A 16,671-nucleotide genomic window follows, 5' to 3' on the forward strand; every position below is an offset into this window, starting at 1 on the left:
CGGGCCGGTATGCGGCCCTGCCGGCGTGACGCCGCGAAGACGTGAGGTGAACAGCACGAAGAGAGCGGAGACGGCGATGGCGGATATGGGTGCGGGGCAGCAGCCGGAGATGGTGGAGATGGTGGGCAGCGCGACGGTCGCGAATCTGGTGGTGTCCCAACCGGTGATCGACGACCTGCGCTACCTGCGCGCCGAACTGGTCGCCGCGGACGTCCCCTACCTGCTGGTTCGCGATGCCGACCATCGGCTGGTGCTGGCCGTGGACAGTGGTCACCGAGCCGCGCTCAGACGGGTGCTGGGGGCGGCCATGGTCGCCGGATTCTCCTGCAATGAGAAGCCGCACAATGTCTTCCGGCTCGGCCGCGACCTGGATCCGGCGCATCACGTGGAACTGGAACTGTGGGAGTACCACGGCGACACCGTGGAATGCCCACGCCCGAACGCGCTGACCCGCATGGTCTTCGACGTCGCCGACGTGGAGCCCTCGACCGTGCTCCTCTATGACGCCAGCTGGCCCACCCTGGCCGGCATGTTCACCCCCAACACCGCCGACGTCGGCTTCGACATCGACATCGTGTTCTCCTGGGTGGACGGCTCCGACCCCGAATTCCGGGCCCGCCGTGCGGGAATGCTGGCGCAGGTGGTGGTCGGCGAGGGGGACGAGGCCGACGCCCGCATCCGCCAGATCGACGAACTGCGCTACGCCCTGCGCTCGGTGCACAAGAACGCTCCGTGGATCCGCCGCATCTTCATCGCCACCGATTCCCGTGTCCCCGACTGGCTCGGCGACGACCCGAAGGTCACCATCGTCCGTGCCCTGGACCATTTCTCGGATATCAGCGGTCTGCCGATCTTCAATTCGCATGCGGTGGAATGCCAGTTGCAGCACATCGACGGCTTGTCGGAGCATTTCCTCTACTCCAATGACGACATGTTCTTCGCGCGCCCGGTGCGCCCCTCCATGTTCTTCACTCCCGCGGGCATCAGCCGCTACATCGAGGCGGGCACCCGCATCGGCCCGGGCGCGAACAATGAGCGGCGCAGCGGTTTCGAGAACGCGGCCCGCGTCAACCGAGCCCTGCTGTCCCAGCGCTTCGGCCACGTGATCACCCGCCACCTCGAGCACACACCGGTTCCCTTGCGCCGCAGCGTCCTGCTGGAAATGGAGCAGGTCTTCGCCGAGGACTTCGCCCGCACCCGGGCCAGCCGCTTCCGCGCCGCCACCGACATCTCGGTCACCAATTCCCTCTACCACTACTACGCCCTGCTCACCGGCCGCGCCGTCCCCCAGGAAGCCGCGAAGATGCGCTACGTCGACACCACCAGCTACACCGGTCTGGCCCTCCTCGACGGCCTCGCCAAACGCCGCAACGTCGACTTCTTCTGCCTCAACGACGGCAGCTTCCCGGAGGTCCCCGAAGCCGAACGCGTCCGCGCCGTCTCGGAATTCCTGGAAACCTACTTCCCCGAACCGGCCCCCTGGGAAAAGCCCGACACCATCGCGGGGACCATGACGGCCTTCGAATCCGGCGCGGCCTGACCCACCGCGCGCTCCGCCCGGATTCCGGCCAATAGTGTTTGGTTGGAATCCGATTGGTGGCGGCTCCGACCATCGATGGCATGAACAAGAAATTCCTCGCCGCCGCTGTTCTCGCCGCCGCCACGACCACCGCCACCGTTCTCGGCACGGGTCCGGCCGCCGCGGACAGCGCGCATCAGATCCATTTCGCCAAGGGCACCGACAATGCCTTCGTCAGCGGCCACCTGCAGGGGTGGAGCAATGACACCTATCGGCTCGATGCCCGGGGTGGGCAGACGATGATCATCAGCGCCGCGCCGTACTGGTCGGACACCGTGGTCACCATCAAGGGCCCGACCGGGACGCTGGCCAACCAGCAGCAGTGGGCCAAGGTCACCTTGCCGGTGAACGGCTCCTACGAGCTGGTGGTGACCTCGGTCGGTCACAACACCCTCGACTACGGGCTGGGCGTCAAGATCGACTGAATTCCGCCCGTTTCCAACCCATAGTCCTGAATTCGTGGAGCGCGCCCTCGGCGCGCTCCTTAATTCTTGTGGGACGCTGACCAGGAAACGTCTTTTTCCCGTCGTCACGGACCAGGAAGCGAGCGTGCGTCATGGTCGAATATCCGCCGATGCCGCCGGCCTCGATGCCGGTGCAGCCGATGCCGGAACCCAGTGTCGATCTCGACATCTTCCCGCCCGTGCAACAGCGCCGCTGGACCGTGCTGCTCCGCCTGATCCTGGCCATCCCGCACTTGTTCGTGCTGTTCATCCTGACGCTGGGCCAGATCGTGGTGGCGATCTGCGGCTGGTTCGGCGCCTTGTTCACCGGCGCCCTGCCGCAGTGGTGCGGCGACTACCTGCGCTGGACGCTGGCCTACACGGCCCGGGTCGAGGGCTACCTGTACCTGCTGGTCGACGAGTATCCGCCGTTCACCGTCGACACCGATGTGAATTACCCGGTGCGCGTGTTGTTCCCGGCCCCCACCCGCCTGAACCGCTGGGCCGTCTTGTTCCGCTTCATCCTGGGTTTCCCCATCCAGGTGCTGGCCGCCTGGCTGTCCACCGGCTGGATGGTCATCTCCCCGATCGTCTGGCTGATCGTGCTGATCACCGGGCGCATGCCCGCGGCCCTCTTCCAAGCCACCGCGGCCGTCCTGCGCGTCCAGATCCGCACCGAGGCCTACTGGCTCATGCTCACCCCCACCTACCTCAAGCAGGTCTTCGGCGACGGCCCCCTCCCCGAACCGGAGGCCGCTCTCCCGCCCGGCTTCACCCCCGCCTCCCCGACCCGCCCGCTCCTGGTCTCCCAGGCCGGCAAGGTCCTGCTCTGGATCATCCTGGTCCTCGGCATCATCTGGGGCTTCTTCAACCCCAGCCCCGACTTCTCCACCGACGACGACGGCGGCGGCCCGACCCACCCCACCCAGATCGAATGGCCTCGTCCGACTCCCTGATCGGCTTCGGGGTTCGGCTATCGGACGCTGAGCAGCTCGCCGAAATCCGAACCCGCCTCGCCGTATCGATCGTTCGACCCCTCGACGACGGCCGCCTTCAGCACGCGCGTGTCGACGTCTTCCACCCTGCGCGGTGAGGGGTTTCCCGGCGAATTCTCGTAGTTGAAGACGATCACGTCCAGGAACACCGGGCGTCGAAGTCGGTTGCCGTCCAACAGCTTCAGCAGCGCCTCGGCCATCGCCGGGTACGGCGTGAATTCGGGGTCGCCGAGCCAATCGGTCAGCTCGGCTTCCGGCACGCTGAAATCGATGCCGTCCGCGCCCAGCCGATCCAGCATCGTGGGGACCGGTTGAATCTGTGACGACGTGATCTGTAGAAGTGCGTTGCGGCCCTCGGCCTCCAGGCCCGGCAGCTCGTCGAGCAGTCGCACCGCCTTGTCGAACCATCGCACGTCGGCCAGGCGCCGGAGCATCGGCGGCGTCCAGGGCGGATCGGGACTGGGTTTGCGGAACGGGGGCGGCGCGACGCGGTAGCGGTCGGCGATCCGCCGCAGGCAGTTGCCCAGGGCTTCGACGTCATCGGGGTGGATGCCGTCGAACCAGCCCAGGGCGCTGAAGGTGGCGCTCGCCGTGGCGCTGGCGCCGTCACCGGTAACGGTGACCGCGACCGGCGTTTCGTAGCGTTCCCCGCCCCGCGAGGTGAGTTGCAACTCGAACACCACGGGGTCGATGGTGTAGTCGATCGGGAAGCTCACGTCGCCGACGGGTACGTCGACCTTGCCGCTGGGTCCTGGCGCCGGCACGCCGCCCACCGTCCAGGAGACCGTGGCCGCCGGCGCGACGGGCTCTCCGACCCCGCCGAAACCTATTGTGCGCAGGCCGAACTGGTCGGTCGTCGCCGTCGCGAACGAGCCCTTCCGGATGGGGTCGCCGCAGGGGCTGTTCGACTGCTGGAGTTCGCCGATGACACCGACCATGTCGTCGGTGTGGTTTCCCCGCACGATGTCGACCCGGCGTCCGGTGCCGACGGTGACGGCCACGTCGACCCAGTGGTCGTCGACGTTGTCGGTACGGACGACCAGCGGGGTCATGGCGACGGTGACATCGCGGTCCACCGACACCGTCGGGATGCTGCCGCGATACCAGGCGCGTGGGCCGACATTCGGCTGATCGACGAGCGAGTGCACGACCACACCGGAGCGAGACAGGCTGGGGCCGACCGGATCCAATCCCGCGTCCCAGCCTTCCGGGATGCGGTACTCCACGTACACCCGGCCCGCGCCGCTGGGCGGCTCACCCGGCGGATGCAGGATGAGCAGGCACGTACCGGTGGAAGCCGAGACGGGCACCAGCCGGGCGGTGACCGTCGCGCCCGGCTGTGGAAAGGCCTGCTCGACGACCCGGCCGGCCAGCGCATCGGGCAGGTGCAGGTGCAGGTTCGCGCGCGACAGATGCGGTCCCATGGAGAAGGCGCCGGCATTGGGCCAGCCGGCGATGGCCGGTCCGGCGAAGGTCGGCGAGGCCGAGTAGGTCGGCCCCGCGCCCAGCCAGCGGCTGCCGAACGACGCCGAGGACATCAGGTCGTAGGGGGAGCCGTATTCGGGGCCGACGATGATCGTGGCGTCGTTGGGGTCCCAGTCCGTGCCGTTGTTGTCCAGCCCGAAGGTGTGCGGGAAGCCGAGCACGTGACCGGTCTCGTGGCACATGAACGTGTGATTGCTGAAGCCGGCCGACAGGACCGCGGTGGGCAAACCGGCAACGCCGGTGGCACCGGCGCCGAAACCGGCGGCTCCGGGATGGATCAGCACGATCAGGCCGTCCAGCCCGGCCAGCGGGTTGGGATCGGGGAACTTGGCGAGCAGCGCGTCCACGGCGGCCTTGGCCTGTGCCGCCCGGCTGGTGTCGGCGCCCAGCGTCACGTCCACCCACGGAAACATCGGTGAGTCGATGAAATCCAGGTGTCCACGGGTGGTGTTGATCCAGTACTTCAGGACCGCGTGCTCACCGGTCATGAGCATGGCGATGCATGCGGCATCGGGGATGACCGGGACGGCGGAGTTGTGCCGAGCCCGGATGATGCCGAGGCGCACGTTCTTGGTCATGGCTGATCCTCGATCCTCACTCGATGGTCGTGCACGAGGGAAGCTCTGATCATCGTCGTCGGGTAGCGGGGCAGCGCGAGTACTCGACTACTCGAATCGCGCCGCCGGTCGGTCGGACTCCGTCGGCGGTGGAGGCCCGGATCCGACGCTTTACCTTGTGCGTCGGATGCGGGCTCGGGGCTCAGAGGGCGTAAGGGTTGAAGGCGCAGACCAGGTTCGGGTGGCCGGACGGGTCGAGGGCGCGCAGCGCGATGGAGACCGCGCGCTTGGAGTACATCATCGACAGGTGGTCGGAGAGGTCTATGCCGCAGCCGTCCTGGAGGGTCACGTTGTTCACGGTCGCGCCGGGGCCCGCGGTCAGGAAGGTGGCGGTGTACGGGGTGGAGATCTCGTCGTGGTTGGTGGCGACGCTGGTGTAGTGGACGCCGGGGACGGTGTCGCCGGAGGCGTTGAGGGTCGCGTAGAAGGTGGATCCGGCGACCTGTTCGATCAGGCCCTCACCGACCAGGAGCTGGCTGAATCCCAGTGCGTTGAAACCCATATCGGTCAGATGCCTGCCCAGGGTGGCGATGCCGTCGAGGCTGGTGCCGTGGTGCGTCGCGCCGAAGGTGATGAGCTGGTCGACCTTGCTCGCGCCGCCGCCGAACTTCAGATACTGGTCGGCGACCGGGCCGCCCTGGGAGTGGCCGATGATGTCGACCTTGTGCGCGCCGGTCGACGCGAGCACCTTGTCGACGAAGGTCGCGACCTGCTTCGCCGAATCCTCCATGGGGGCAATGCCGTTGACGCCCGGCACCAGCGCGCTCAGGCCGCCCTGCTGGAGCAGGCCCTCCTGGCCGTAGTTCAGCGCGTACACGCAGAAACCGGCCTGCTTGATCTGGGGCGACAGGTAGGCGAAGCCGTCGTAGGCGTTCATCCACGACCCGTGCAACAGCACCACCGGTTCGGGGTGCGCGGCAGTGGGTTTGCAGTTCCAGTCATTGGCGCCGGAGGGGGCCATGTTCGCATTGGCGAGGGAGAAGGTGAAGGCGGCGACGGCGTCGGTCATCTGGGGACCGTTGCCGGAGGGGATGGTCGAGTGCGGGGCGCTGGATATGCCGGTGTCCGCGAGCGCCTTGCCGGCGGTCTTCACGCCGGAATTGATGGCGTCGACGAGGTTCTGGATGGTGGGGGCGGCGGTATCGGCCTGGGCCCGAACGGTATTGACGCCGGTCAGCCCGGTCAGCGCCACCGCGCTCATGATCGCCGCGGCGACGCGCGCCCGCATCCGCTTGCTCGTGGTCATCTGTAGTCCTTCCTGCAGGTGCCGGGCTTCGCTGCCCGAACCTGGATGCCGAAGGTATTGCGATGACCGTGGATGTTCGCCCTGGTTGCAGCTGGATTCGCGGTTCCTACAATCGCACCGGGGGATCGGTGTGAAAAGCGCCAACAGCGCTCGGGTTCAGACCGTCAGAGAACCGTCTCGCCGTCGGACTCGGAGGCCTCGGTCCGGCGGCGCAGGACGTGGGGGATGCGGGCCGCGGGCGGGATGACGATGCCGGCGTCGGCGAGACGGGCGGCCGCCTGTTCCGGATCGGCGGGCTTGCCGACGGTGGGGCCGTGGCCGATCGGGACCACCGAGTGGACGATGGTGTCGGGGTAGATGTGCACGTAGTTGAAGGCCTGCGCGCCGTCGCGGCCGCGCTGGCCGCCCTCGGCGGCCGCCATGTCCTGGCTGTAGCAGGTGGCCGACGCGACCGAGACGGGGATGCCCGCGAAAGTGGCGTGGCTCGAAAGGTGCAGGTGGCCGGCCAGAATGGCGCGCACGTCGGTGCCGTCGAGGACGTCGGCGAGGCGGCGCTGGTCGCGTAGCTCCACCAGGACGGCCAGGTCCTGGACGCAGGGGATCGGCGGGTGGTGCATGGCGAGGATGGTGCCGAAGGGGGCGGGTTCGGCGAGAACGTCTCGCAACCAGGTCAATTGGGCTTCGGTGATCTCACCCCAGTGATGGCCCGGGACCGTGGTGTCGAGGGCGATGACGCGCAGGCCGTCGAACATGTGGACGACGTCGAACGGTGCGGCGGAAGGGGTTTCGTCGAGCAGGTGCTCGCGCAGGGTGCCGCGCTCGTCGTGATTGCCCGCGACCCACACGACAGGCGCACCGATGCGCTCGGCCCAGGGCTCGACCAGGTCCCGCAGCTTGCGGTACGCGCCGGGCTCACCCTGGTCGGTGAGGTCGCCGGTGAAGACGATGGCGGTCGGCGCGATGCCGCTGGCCTCGGCCTGGCCGAGCAGGGTGGACAGCCGCGCCTCGGCGTCGACCGCACCGTAGAGCTCGGTGTCGGCGGCGATCAGATGGGTGTCGCTGAAGTGGAACAGGACATGATCGGCCCTGGCGTGTTCGGCGACTCGCGAGATGTGCACGGACATCCTCCCCGGCATTGGTGGTTTGCGCCCCTGACCGAATTCGTCGCCAGAATAGCGAAAGCCGTTTCTTCCAGGTTGCCCGTGTCCAGTGACGACATGCTTGCGGGAAGGTGAGATTTGGATGTCGGGCTAATGCCCGAGGCTACCGGCCAGCACTCGTGGATGTTCCTGCTCACGTGCGTGCAGCAGGGTGAAGTAGCGCCGCAGCATCAAGGCAGCGGTGGTGGCCAGCCCGGCCGTCAGCCCCCACCACACACCCGCCGCCTCCAGCCCGGCCGGGAAGGCAAGTAGCAGTGCAGTGGGCAATCCCACACCCCAGTACCCCACCAGCGAGAGCCGGAACCCGGCCTTGGTGTCCTTGAGCCCGCGCAGCAATCCCACCCCGATGTTCTGGGCGGCGTCGAAGAACTGCAGCACGATCGCGATCACCAGCAGGGTGTGCGCCAACCGCACGGTGGCGGAATCGCTGTCGGCCAGGAACGGCCTCAACACCCAGTCCGGTGCGAGTACGTACGCCAGCCCGGTGAGCGCCGCGACCAGTCCGGCGTACCGCAGCGCCAGCCACGCCACCGAGCGCGCGTGCGCGTACTCGTCGCGCGCCACCGCCCGGCTGACCAGGATCGACGCCCCGTGCGAGAGTCCGATCGCCACCTGGAACACGATGTACACGATCTGGTAGACGACATTGTGCGCCGCCAGCGCCGCCGCCCCGAGACTCCCCATGACCAGCGCCAGCACCGAGAACATGCCCGCCTCGGACCCGTAGGTGAGCGCGATCGGCGTCCCCAGCCGCAGTTCCTCCCGCACCGTCGCCGAATGCACCGGCCACATCCGAACCGGCAGCGTCGCACGCAGTTTCGGATCCCGCCGCACCATCGCCCAGAACACCCCGAAGGTGATGAGGAAGACCAGCGAGGTCGCAACGCCGACCCCGGTCAACCCGAGCGCGGGCAGCCCGGCCCACCCGTGCATGAACGCCAGCGCCAGGACCAGATTCAGCGCCACCGACCCGAGCGTCACCAGCAGCAGCGCCTGCGGCCGCTGCATCCCGACCGTGTACTGCCGCAACACCTGGAACCACAGGCACGGCACCAGTCCCGGCGCGAGCGCCACCATCATCGGCCGCGCCTGCGCCAGCACGTCGGCGTCCTGCCCCAGCCATCGCAACGCCCACCCCAGCCCGATCAGCAGTGCGCCGCCGAGCAATCCGGCCACGGTGGCGATCAGGAAACTCGACCGCACCACCTCCCGGACCAGGGCCTCGGCGCGCCGCCCCTGTTTCTCGGCGCGACTCACCACGGTCGCCACCTGATTCCCGGTCCCGGTGATCAGCCCGACGCACATGGTCCGAATCTGGTTGAACAGCACCAGCGCCAGCCCGCCCGCGGCCACCTCGCGCACCCCGAGCGTTCCCATCAGCGCGATATTGGTGGTGGACACCGCGACCTGGGCGAGCTGGGTCAAGGCGATGGGGGCGGCCAGCGAAGCCAGTTGCCGCCCATCGGATTGCCGGTGTCGTCGATCGGAATATCCGAGCGCCCCGGTCATTTCGTGGCAGCCCCGTCCTTGGGTACGGGCGCACACGCGGTGGTGGGCACGGCGGTCGAACCGGCGGCGGGCACGGGACCGGTGGTGGAGCCGGGTGCCGAATCGACGGCGGGTGCGGTGTCCGGCATCAGGATGGTGTGGGTGCCGGGCGGTTCGGGCGCGGTGCCACGGAGTTTCGCGAGCAGTTGCGCGACCATGGCGGCCTGATCCTCGAGCCGCTGCCGGTACTTGTCGAGCGCGAGGCAGACCAGCCCGGAGTCGCCGGCGGCGAGCAGTTCGCCGATTTCGTGCGCGGGCATGTCGGCCAGTTCCAGCTGGTGGATCAGGGTGGCCTCGGGGACCTTCTGGTCGGCGTAGTCGCGCAGCGGACGTCCGGTAAGGCCGCGTTCGACGGCGTAGTCGTCGGGCAACGCGTAGTGCAGGTGCCGCAGGGCCGCGCGCTCGCGCGGGTCGGGGCGGGCCGCGGGCCGGTGGGCGGCGAGCAGGGTGGTGACCGCGGCCTCGCGTTCGGTGTCGAGCAGGTCGCGGTCGGCCATCCACTCGTCGTCGAACACCGTGTCCAGGTACTTCTCGCCGTCGTCGTTGATGATCACGACAACGGTGGAGTGGCAGGGGAATTCGTCGATCCGGGTGAGCGCCGCGTACACCGAGCTGCCCGAGGACCCGCCGATCAGCAGCCCCAGGTGGGACGCCAGCGCGCGGGTGGTGGCGAAGGCGTCCACGTCGGACACCTTCACGCGGTCCCGTTCGTCGATCAGGTGCAGGTCCTGGTCCACGTGCACCCCGGGTTCGGCGCCGATCGGCGTCCCCGTGCCGGACTGCCAGTAGTCGTGCCCGGGCCCGCCGAAGGCGATGGACCCTTCCGGCTCGACACCGATCAGCCGCGGATCGCAGCCTTTCTCCCGCAGCCCTCGCGCCGTCCCGAACAGGGATCCGCCGGTCCCGACCGCCGCCACCAGCACGTCGACGTGCCCGAGGTCGGCCACCAATTCCCCGGCGAGCGCGACATATCCGACGCCATTGGCCGGATTGGCGTGCTGCGCCGGGAAGTACGCGCCGGTCTGCTCGGCCATCTCCGCCGCCCGCTCCTCCCGCGCGGAGGTGGACAGTCCGTCGTCACCCTCGTCGGCGACGAATTCGAGCGTCGCGCCCATGGCCCGCATGGCGTTCAGCTTGGCCTTGCACGCGTGATTGTCGACCACCGCGGTGAAGCGATACCCGCGTTCGCGCGCGATCACCGCCAGCCCCAAACCCGTATTGCCGGAGGTCGATTCGATGATGTGCCCGCCCGGCCCCAACTGCCCGCGCCGCTCCGCGTCCAGCACCATGGCCCGGGCCATCCGGATCTTGGCGGTCCCGGTCGGGTTCATGGTCTCGAGTTTCAGGAACAGCCGTGTCCCGGTGGCCGGGCTGACGGCCAGCTCGAACAGCGGGGTCCGGCCGATCAGCTCGGACACTCGCCTGGCGATAACCGGCATCGAGTGTTTCTCCTCGGGAAGGTCGCTGGAGCGGGGCGCGGGGCGGTGACTGAAAACGGTTCAGAACGCGTCGAGAGCGGTATCGAGGCGCCAATTGAATTGTCGTCGATCCGGCGAGCTTCGCAAGACTACCTTCGGCGGAATGGGGAGCCCGTGAAATGAGGACTCGTTGCTGTCCATCTGATAACCGGCGGTATTCGGGTAAATGAGCAGATCATCGGTGGTGGCGGGCCGGGGGAGCGGGATCCGGCGCCAGCTCAGCATGTCATCTTCGAGGCAGGACGACCCGCCGACGCAGGTCGGGGTGAGATTTCCCGGGCGTTGCGGCCACAACACCGGGTCGGGCAGATATTCACTGTTGAACCATTGTTCGGAAAGGCTGAGGCTGGTCCCGTTGGCGGTGAGAATGTCGTACGGGACGCCGTGCGCGTACCGCGTTTTGACGCCCTGGATCCCGAATACGGTGCTGCCCGCGCGGTCCAGCAGCGCCCGCCCGGGTTCGATCGCCAGCCGAATGCCGGTTTCGCGCAGCGTGTCCGCGAGGTCGTCGGATCCGAGGATGGCGGCGAGCATGGCGGGCCCGGGCACGGGGCAGTGATACGGGTAGTAGGAGCCGGCGCCGGGGGCCCGGTCACCGTGGAACCACCGCGGATTGACGCCCTTGCGGAAGGTCTCCCAGTCGTCCCCGGAGACATAGTCCACGCCGAAGCCGCCGCCGATCGAGATGGTGCTGATCGGATGGTCGAGGACGCGGGCCTTGCGGCAGCGTTCGATCAGCGCGTGGGTGAGCGCCGCGCGCGGGGCCGCCTCGTAGCCGGAGAGATGAAAACTGAAGCCGTGCAGGTGCACAACGTTCCGATCGATCTCGGTGAGAGCGAGATCCAATTCCTGCTCGGTCAGCCCGAACCGGCTGGTGGAGCCCGGGGGCAGCACGCGCAGCAGGACCCGGCTCGGTTCCGGGAACCTGCTCAGCCGGGTGAGCTCGTCCAGGTCGTCGACCGCGATCAGCGCCCGCGCCCGGGTCGCGAGTTCGAGCAGCCGATCCGACTTCGCCGGTCCGGTGACCATCAGGTCGGTCCCGGGGATACCGCCCCGGGTGGCGTCGTTCAGTTCGTCGACGCTGGCGACATCGACGCCGCATCCGGCCTCGGCGCAGGCACGGACGACGCAGTCGGCCTTGTTGGCCTTCTTCCCGTAGTAGACGGAGCCCTGCACCCCGGCCCGGGCGAATACCCGCTGGAATCCTCGGATGTTCTCCACGACCTGGTCGGGATACATGACGTGGAACGGTCCGTCGATCTGCCCGGCGATTTGCCGCAGCGCCTCCGGGTGGTCGAGTAGCCCCTGTTCCCAGGCGTGTCGGTGCGCGGGCATCGGGCTGGCGGTAATGGTGGAGATACCGGGAGGGGCGACCACGGTCTCGGCGGAGGCGGACATTTTTCCTTTCGGGCGCGCGGGGCTGCCCCCTCGGGCGCGGCGATAGCCAACATGCATGAGAGTGTCGTTCGAAACGTTAGACCCGAGCGGTTATCGATTGGATCAATGTCGCGAATAACCGTTTCGGGTGAATTTCTGAGGCGAATCCAGCCGGTCAATTCCGGCGAGTCAGTCCCAGAGCGAAACCTCGGTGCCCCGTCCCTCGGCAATGGCGCGATTGGCCAGCGCGTGCGCGACGGCGATATCGGTGAGCACCAGCCCGCTGTTGTACACGAAGATTCGTTCGTCATCGGAGATCCGGCCGACGGCGCGATGCCCCAGGATCTGGGGTAGCTCGGCGTCGACCCGGCGTAGTCGGCCGTCCGGGCCCGCCATATCGGTTCCGGTGAGCGCCATCTGCTCGGCGCTGGTGGCGATCACGCGATCGGCGTGCACCAGGGTGGAGGGGGCCAGGCCGTAGCCGACCAGTACCACGGTCGAGCCAGGCGCGAGATCCTCGGAGTCGATGGCGACCTCGGTACCCGGACCCGCGGTGGCGAGGACGACGTCCGCCTCCCGCGCCGCCGCGTTGGGGTCGTCGACGGTCTCCAGTTCCGCGTGCGGATGGTGGTGCAGCAGTTGCCGATACACGGCTTCCAGGCCTTCGGGGTGGGTGCCGTAGAGCATGAGCCGGTTCAGTTGCGGGTTCGCCGCCAGCAGGTGGGGCAGCGCGTTGCGCCCCTGGGTGCCGGTGCCGATCAGCAGCGCGCTGCGCGCACCCGGCCGGACGCATTCGCGTACCAGCAGAGCCGAGACCGCGGGTGTGCGCAGCGCGCCGACGCGGGCGCAATCCATCAGCGCGATGGGTGTTCCCGTGGAGTCGTCGTAGAGCGAGATGGTGGTGAAATACCGCTTGTTGGAGCGGTCGTGGTGCGGGTCGAACTTGTAGCTGGTTTTCATCGCCACCACCCGGCGGCGGCCGTCGCGGCCCAGCATGGCGTACGCGACCGACCAGCCGTCCGGGTGTGCCACGCTCAGCTTCCGCGGGTTGTCCGAATCGCCGCCCGCCAGTGCGAGATACGCGTCCTCGACCGCGCGTACCACCTCGGCGGGGCTGATCGGGACATCCGCCAGGTCGCTGCGGCTGAGAACCCGGAGCGGGGTGGGGCGATAGTTCACGGGTGCTGTCCTCTGGTCGTGCTGAAGGGGGCGACCACGCGCTGACCGTAGCCGTCCTTCTCGGCTTCGGCGGCGGCGCGGCGGCGTTGGGGCAGACGGATATTCACCCGCTTGAGCCAGCGGTCGGTGCCGTCGTAACGCGGCGCGAAAGGCACCCTGCCGTGGACCACGGAATCATTGTCCACCAGCAATAGCTCGCCGGGAGCCAAAGCGACCGCGCGACTTACCCGGTGCAATTCGCCGGTCAAATGCTGGTAGGCGCAACGAAATTCGTCGTCGGCCTGGTCGAGCGGGGTGTACGCGGGGTCGAAACGCAGTGTCGGCCCGTCGGCGTCGGCTCCGACAGTGGGGATCGGCGGCGCGGTCTCCTCGCCGAAGTCGGCGCCGTAGGAGACGTCGGGCAGGATCGGCAGCCGGGCGGCGCGCAGGATGTCCCATTGCGCCGCATCGAGTTCCACCTGACGGATCGAGGACACGGTGGTGGCGACCCGGTCGGGGTTGCGCAGGCAGCTCAGCATCAGCAGGTTGGCGCGCCGCGGGTGGAAGGCGTCCTCGGTGTGCGGGCTGAGCAGTGCCGTGCTGCTGGCCCCGGACTGCTCGTGCTCGTGCCCGGGAGTGGGCAGGATGTTGTTGACCAGTCGCCCGGCCTGCTGTCCCTGCCAGCCGAACGGCTCACCGGCGCACCGGGCCAGCAGCAGCAGGGCGATGTCGAGTTCGAACGAGGTGGACCGCCGCGACCGGTCTCCGGCCCAGGCCGCGGCCTCCTCCCAATTGAACGGGGTCGGGCCGAGCGCGTCCTCGTCGATCGGTAGCCGGCCGATGACCGCGACGCCCGCGGATGTGGTGGGCGGGCGCATGGCCTCGTGTACGACGTCGGGCAGCCTGCCGTATTTGGCGTCGATGTGGCGCAACAGGACCGGATGCGAGAGGGTGGCCGCAATCGCGGGGGTAGCGCCGACTGTGACGGCGATCTCAGCGGCGAGGTAGTGGATCGCGCGGGTCGCGGATTCCGGCAGGTCGCGCCGTTCGAATGGTTCGAGCTTTTCGGGGTGGAGCGGTTTACGTTCGGAGAGAACGCTTTTCACCAACGGAAGGGCCTTCCTGGCGTGGGCGGGGGCATGGTGATCTTGGCTCGACCGAAGACGGTATTGCCCCCGCGGAATTTTGGCAAGGCTTACCTAAGGGTGTGTCGTAGAAATAGCGAATAGGTATAGGATGCCCGCGCGGAGGGTAATCGAATCGGCCTCGTTCGGGCGAACCGCGTTGACGTTTCTCGCCTGCGCGCCGATCCATCTGGATGATGAACGGTGTGCGTATCCGAATGGCCGGCCTCCGAGCCCCGCTGACCCGCGCCGGCCTGGTGGGCGCGGCCGTCGCTCTCCTCGTGCTGACCGGTTGCGGGACAACCCATCTCACCCCGGTGCCCGACGACATGCCGCCCCGAGCAGGCGCACCGGTGCCCGCGATCGATCTGGATGCCCCGGGCCGCACCGCGATTCAGCTCCGCGACTGGGCGAAGGAACAGCGCGAATCGACCGGCATCCCGGTGCTCGCGCTCGAGGCGTACGGGTACGCGGCCGCGGTGCTGGCCCGCTCCAAGCCCGAATGCGGGATCGGCTGGACCACCCTGGCGGGCATCGCCAGCGTCGAGAGTCAGCACGGCACCCACGCCGGTTCCCGCATCGCCGACGACGGCACGGTGTCGCCCCCGATCCGCGGCCTGGCCCTGGACGGTTCGCCGGGCCGCGCCCGCATCCTCGATGTCGGCGCCACCGACGCGAACCCGGTCTACGCCCGCGCCATGGGCCCGTTCCAGTTCATCCCCGAGACCTGGAAGCGCTGGGGCGTGGACGCCAACGGCGACGGCAAGATCGATCCCGACAACATCGACGACGCCGCCCTCACCGCCGCCCGCTACCTCTGCGCCATGGGTGGCGACCTGACCGCCGCGCCCGGCTGGCAGCAGGCCCTGCTCACCTACAACCAATCGACCAGCTACATGAATACCGTCCGGTATCGCGCCGCCGCCTACAGCGTGGGCCGCACCGTCTGACACCTGGAGTTCGCGGCCCGTCTCGATTCCGGACTGCGGCTGGATAGACCTCCGCCTCGGAGCGGGGGGAGCGAAGCGGAGGAGGGAAAAGTCGAGGCCGCAGGGGCCGCGAACCGGCCCCGGAGCGTAGCGGAGGGGCGAATTCAACACTGCTAGGCTTTTCGGCAGCACGGCGACAGCCGTGCGACCTGCCGAGTCAGCAGCCGAAGGAGTGTCGTTTCGTGGCCATCATCGAACAGGTCGGAGCTCGCGAGATCCTGGATTCTCGTGGCAACCCCACTGTCGAGGTCGAGATCGCTCTCGACGACGGCACCCTCACCCGCGCGGCCGTGCCCTCCGGCGCGTCCACCGGTGAGCACGAGGCCGTCGAGCTGCGTGACGGTGGCGACCGCTACCAGGGCAAGGGTGTGCAGAAGGCCGTCGAGGGCGTCCTCGACGAGATCGCCCCGGCCGTGATCGGTCTCGACGCCGTCGAACAGCGCACCGTCGACCAGACCCTGCTGGATCTGGATGGCACCCCGGACAAGTCCCGCCTGGGCGCCAACGCTCTGCTGGGCGTGTCGCTGGCCGTGGCCCGCGCTGCCGCCGAGTCCTCGGGCCTGGAGCTGTTCCGCTACGTCGGTGGCCCGAATGCCCACGTGCTGCCCGTCCCGATGATGAACATCCTCAACGGTGGCGCGCACGCCGACTCCGGCGTCGACGTCCAGGAGTTCATGATCGCCCCCATCGGCGCGCCGACCTTCAAGGAGTCGCTGCGCTGGGGTGCGGAGGTCTACCACACGCTGAAGTCGGTGCTGAAGGCTCAGGGCCTGTCCACCGGCCTGGGCGACGAGGGCGGTTTCGCGCCGTCGGTCGCCAACACCCGCGCCGCCCTGGACCTGATCGTCTCCGCGATCGAGAAGGCCGGTTTCAAGCTGGGCAGCGAGATCGCGCTGGCGCTCGACGTGGCCGCCACCGAGTTCTACACCACCGGTGAGGGTTACAAGTTCGAGGGCAAGCTGCACACCGCGGCCGAGATGTCGGACTTCTACGCCGGCCTGCTCGGCGCGTACCCGATCGTCTCGATCGAGGACCCGCTGTCCGAGGACGACTGGGACGGCTGGGTCGCGCTGACCGACCAGATCGGCGACAAGGTGCAGCTGGTCGGCGACGACCTGTTCGTCACCAACCCGGACCGCCTGGAAGAGGGCATCGCCAAGGGCGCGGCCAACGCGCTGCTGGTGAAGGTCAACCAGATCGGCACCCTGACCGAGACCCTGGACGCGGTCGAGCTGGCCCACCGCAACGGCTACAAGACGATGATGAGCCACCGGTCCGGCGAGACCGAGGACACCACCATCGCCGACCTGGCCGTGGCCGTCGGCTCCGGCCAGATCAAGACCGGCGCCCCGGCTCGCTCCGAGCGGGTCGCCAAGTACAACCAGCTGCTGCGTATCGAGGACGCCCTGGGCGACTCGGCGCGCTACGCCGGTGACGCGGCCTTCCCGCGTTTCGCGTTCGAAGGCTGACAT

The 16,671-nt window shown here is 68.5% G+C and carries 12 protein-coding genes and 1 pseudogene; 5 read left to right on the top strand and 8 right to left on the bottom strand.

What is annotated here, in order from left to right; genetic code table 11:
* Positions 1-85 precede the first annotated feature (85 nt).
* The 3 genes from ACFRAQ_RS02510 to ACFRAQ_RS02520 all read left to right on the top strand — a co-directional run bounded on the left by ACFRAQ_RS02510 (position 86) and on the right by ACFRAQ_RS02520 (position 2,978).
* A complete protein-coding gene (locus tag ACFRAQ_RS02510; protein WP_379095751.1) occupies positions 86-1,540 on the top strand; it encodes a stealth family protein in 1,455 nt (484 codons plus the stop codon).
* Positions 1,541-1,620: 80 nt separating this feature from the next.
* The gene (locus tag ACFRAQ_RS02515) at positions 1,621-2,004 is read left to right on the top strand and encodes a hypothetical protein (protein WP_379093080.1); all 384 of its coding nucleotides are present in this window, start codon (positions 1,621-1,623) and stop codon (positions 2,002-2,004) included.
* A 179-nt stretch (positions 2,005-2,183) separates the two neighbouring features.
* The gene (locus ACFRAQ_RS02520; protein WP_379093083.1) at positions 2,184-2,978 is read left to right on the top strand and encodes a DUF4389 domain-containing protein; all 795 of its coding nucleotides are present in this window, start codon (positions 2,184-2,186) and stop codon (positions 2,976-2,978) included.
* Between the two features lie 17 nt (positions 2,979-2,995).
* Here ACFRAQ_RS02520 and ACFRAQ_RS02525 read toward each other — a convergent pair whose 3' ends face one another.
* The 8 genes and pseudogenes from ACFRAQ_RS02525 to ACFRAQ_RS02560 form a co-directional block, all read right to left on the bottom strand.
* Complete coding sequence (locus ACFRAQ_RS02525) at positions 2,996-5,080, bottom strand: hypothetical protein (RefSeq protein ID WP_379093086.1); 2,085 nt, start codon at positions 5,078-5,080, stop codon at positions 2,996-2,998.
* Positions 5,081-5,261: 181 nt separating this feature from the next.
* Entirely contained in the window at positions 5,262-6,365 is a 1,104-nt protein-coding gene (locus tag ACFRAQ_RS02530) for an esterase/lipase family protein (protein ID WP_379093089.1), read from the bottom strand.
* 164 nt (positions 6,366-6,529) lie between these two features.
* Positions 6,530-7,483 (bottom strand): metallophosphoesterase, encoded by a 954-nt coding sequence (locus tag ACFRAQ_RS02535; RefSeq protein WP_379093092.1) that lies wholly within the window; start codon positions 7,481-7,483, stop codon positions 6,530-6,532.
* A 132-nt stretch (positions 7,484-7,615) separates the two neighbouring features.
* Entirely contained in the window at positions 7,616-9,034 is a 1,419-nt protein-coding gene (locus tag ACFRAQ_RS02540) for an MATE family efflux transporter (protein ID WP_379093095.1), read from the bottom strand.
* Between the two features lie 446 nt (positions 9,035-9,480).
* Positions 9,481-10,512 (bottom strand): annotated as a pseudogene (locus ACFRAQ_RS02545) (PLP-dependent cysteine synthase family protein); the annotation flags it as partial.
* A 60-nt stretch (positions 10,513-10,572) separates the two neighbouring features.
* Positions 10,573-11,949: a Y4yA family PLP-dependent enzyme gene (locus ACFRAQ_RS02550; protein WP_379093098.1), complete on the bottom strand. Its 1,377-nt coding sequence runs from the start codon at positions 11,947-11,949 to the stop codon at positions 10,573-10,575.
* A gap of 168 nt (positions 11,950-12,117) precedes the next feature.
* Positions 12,118-13,107 carry an ornithine cyclodeaminase family protein gene (locus ACFRAQ_RS02555; RefSeq protein WP_379093101.1) on the bottom strand — a complete coding sequence of 330 codons (990 nt, stop codon included), beginning with the start codon at positions 13,105-13,107 and terminating at the stop codon, positions 12,118-12,120.
* The gene (locus ACFRAQ_RS02560) at positions 13,104-14,192 is read right to left on the bottom strand and encodes a TauD/TfdA family dioxygenase (RefSeq protein ID WP_379095754.1); all 1,089 of its coding nucleotides are present in this window, start codon (positions 14,190-14,192) and stop codon (positions 13,104-13,106) included. The genes ACFRAQ_RS02555 and ACFRAQ_RS02560 overlap by 4 nt, the downstream gene beginning before the upstream one ends.
* A gap of 215 nt (positions 14,193-14,407) precedes the next feature.
* Between ACFRAQ_RS02560 and ACFRAQ_RS02565 the strand changes: the two genes are divergently transcribed.
* Both ACFRAQ_RS02565 and eno read left to right on the top strand, forming a co-directional pair.
* Complete coding sequence (locus tag ACFRAQ_RS02565; RefSeq protein WP_379093104.1) at positions 14,408-15,160, top strand: lytic transglycosylase domain-containing protein; 753 nt, start codon at positions 14,408-14,410, stop codon at positions 15,158-15,160.
* 221 nt (positions 15,161-15,381) lie between these two features.
* Positions 15,382-16,668: a phosphopyruvate hydratase gene (gene eno, locus ACFRAQ_RS02570; protein ID WP_379093107.1), complete on the top strand. Its 1,287-nt coding sequence runs from the start codon at positions 15,382-15,384 to the stop codon at positions 16,666-16,668.
* The last annotated feature ends 3 nt before the right edge of the window (positions 16,669-16,671 follow it).

Source organism: Nocardia sp. NPDC056611 (genome assembly GCF_042792755.1).
Lineage (GTDB): Bacteria > Actinomycetota > Actinomycetes > Mycobacteriales > Mycobacteriaceae > Nocardia.

Excerpts from the sequence above, each read along its gene's own strand:
- ACFRAQ_RS02510 (WP_379095751.1), top strand. The coding sequence starts at position 86 with ATGGGTGCGGGGCAGCAGCCGGAGATGGTGGAGATGGTGGGCAGCGCG.
- ACFRAQ_RS02515 (WP_379093080.1), top strand. The coding sequence starts at position 1,621 with ATGAACAAGAAATTCCTCGCCGCCGCTGTTCTCGCCGCCGCCACGACC.
- ACFRAQ_RS02520 (WP_379093083.1), top strand. The coding sequence starts at position 2,184 with ATGCCGGAACCCAGTGTCGATCTCGACATCTTCCCGCCCGTGCAACAG.
- ACFRAQ_RS02525 (WP_379093086.1), bottom strand. The coding sequence starts at position 5,080 with ATGACCAAGAACGTGCGCCTCGGCATCATCCGGGCTCGGCACAACTCC.
- ACFRAQ_RS02530 (WP_379093089.1), bottom strand. The coding sequence starts at position 6,365 with ATGACCACGAGCAAGCGGATGCGGGCGCGCGTCGCCGCGGCGATCATG.
- ACFRAQ_RS02540 (WP_379093095.1), bottom strand. The coding sequence starts at position 9,034 with ATGACCGGGGCGCTCGGATATTCCGATCGACGACACCGGCAATCCGAT.
- ACFRAQ_RS02550 (WP_379093098.1), bottom strand. The coding sequence starts at position 11,949 with ATGTCCGCCTCCGCCGAGACCGTGGTCGCCCCTCCCGGTATCTCCACC.
- ACFRAQ_RS02565 (WP_379093104.1), top strand. The coding sequence starts at position 14,408 with ATGAACGGTGTGCGTATCCGAATGGCCGGCCTCCGAGCCCCGCTGACC.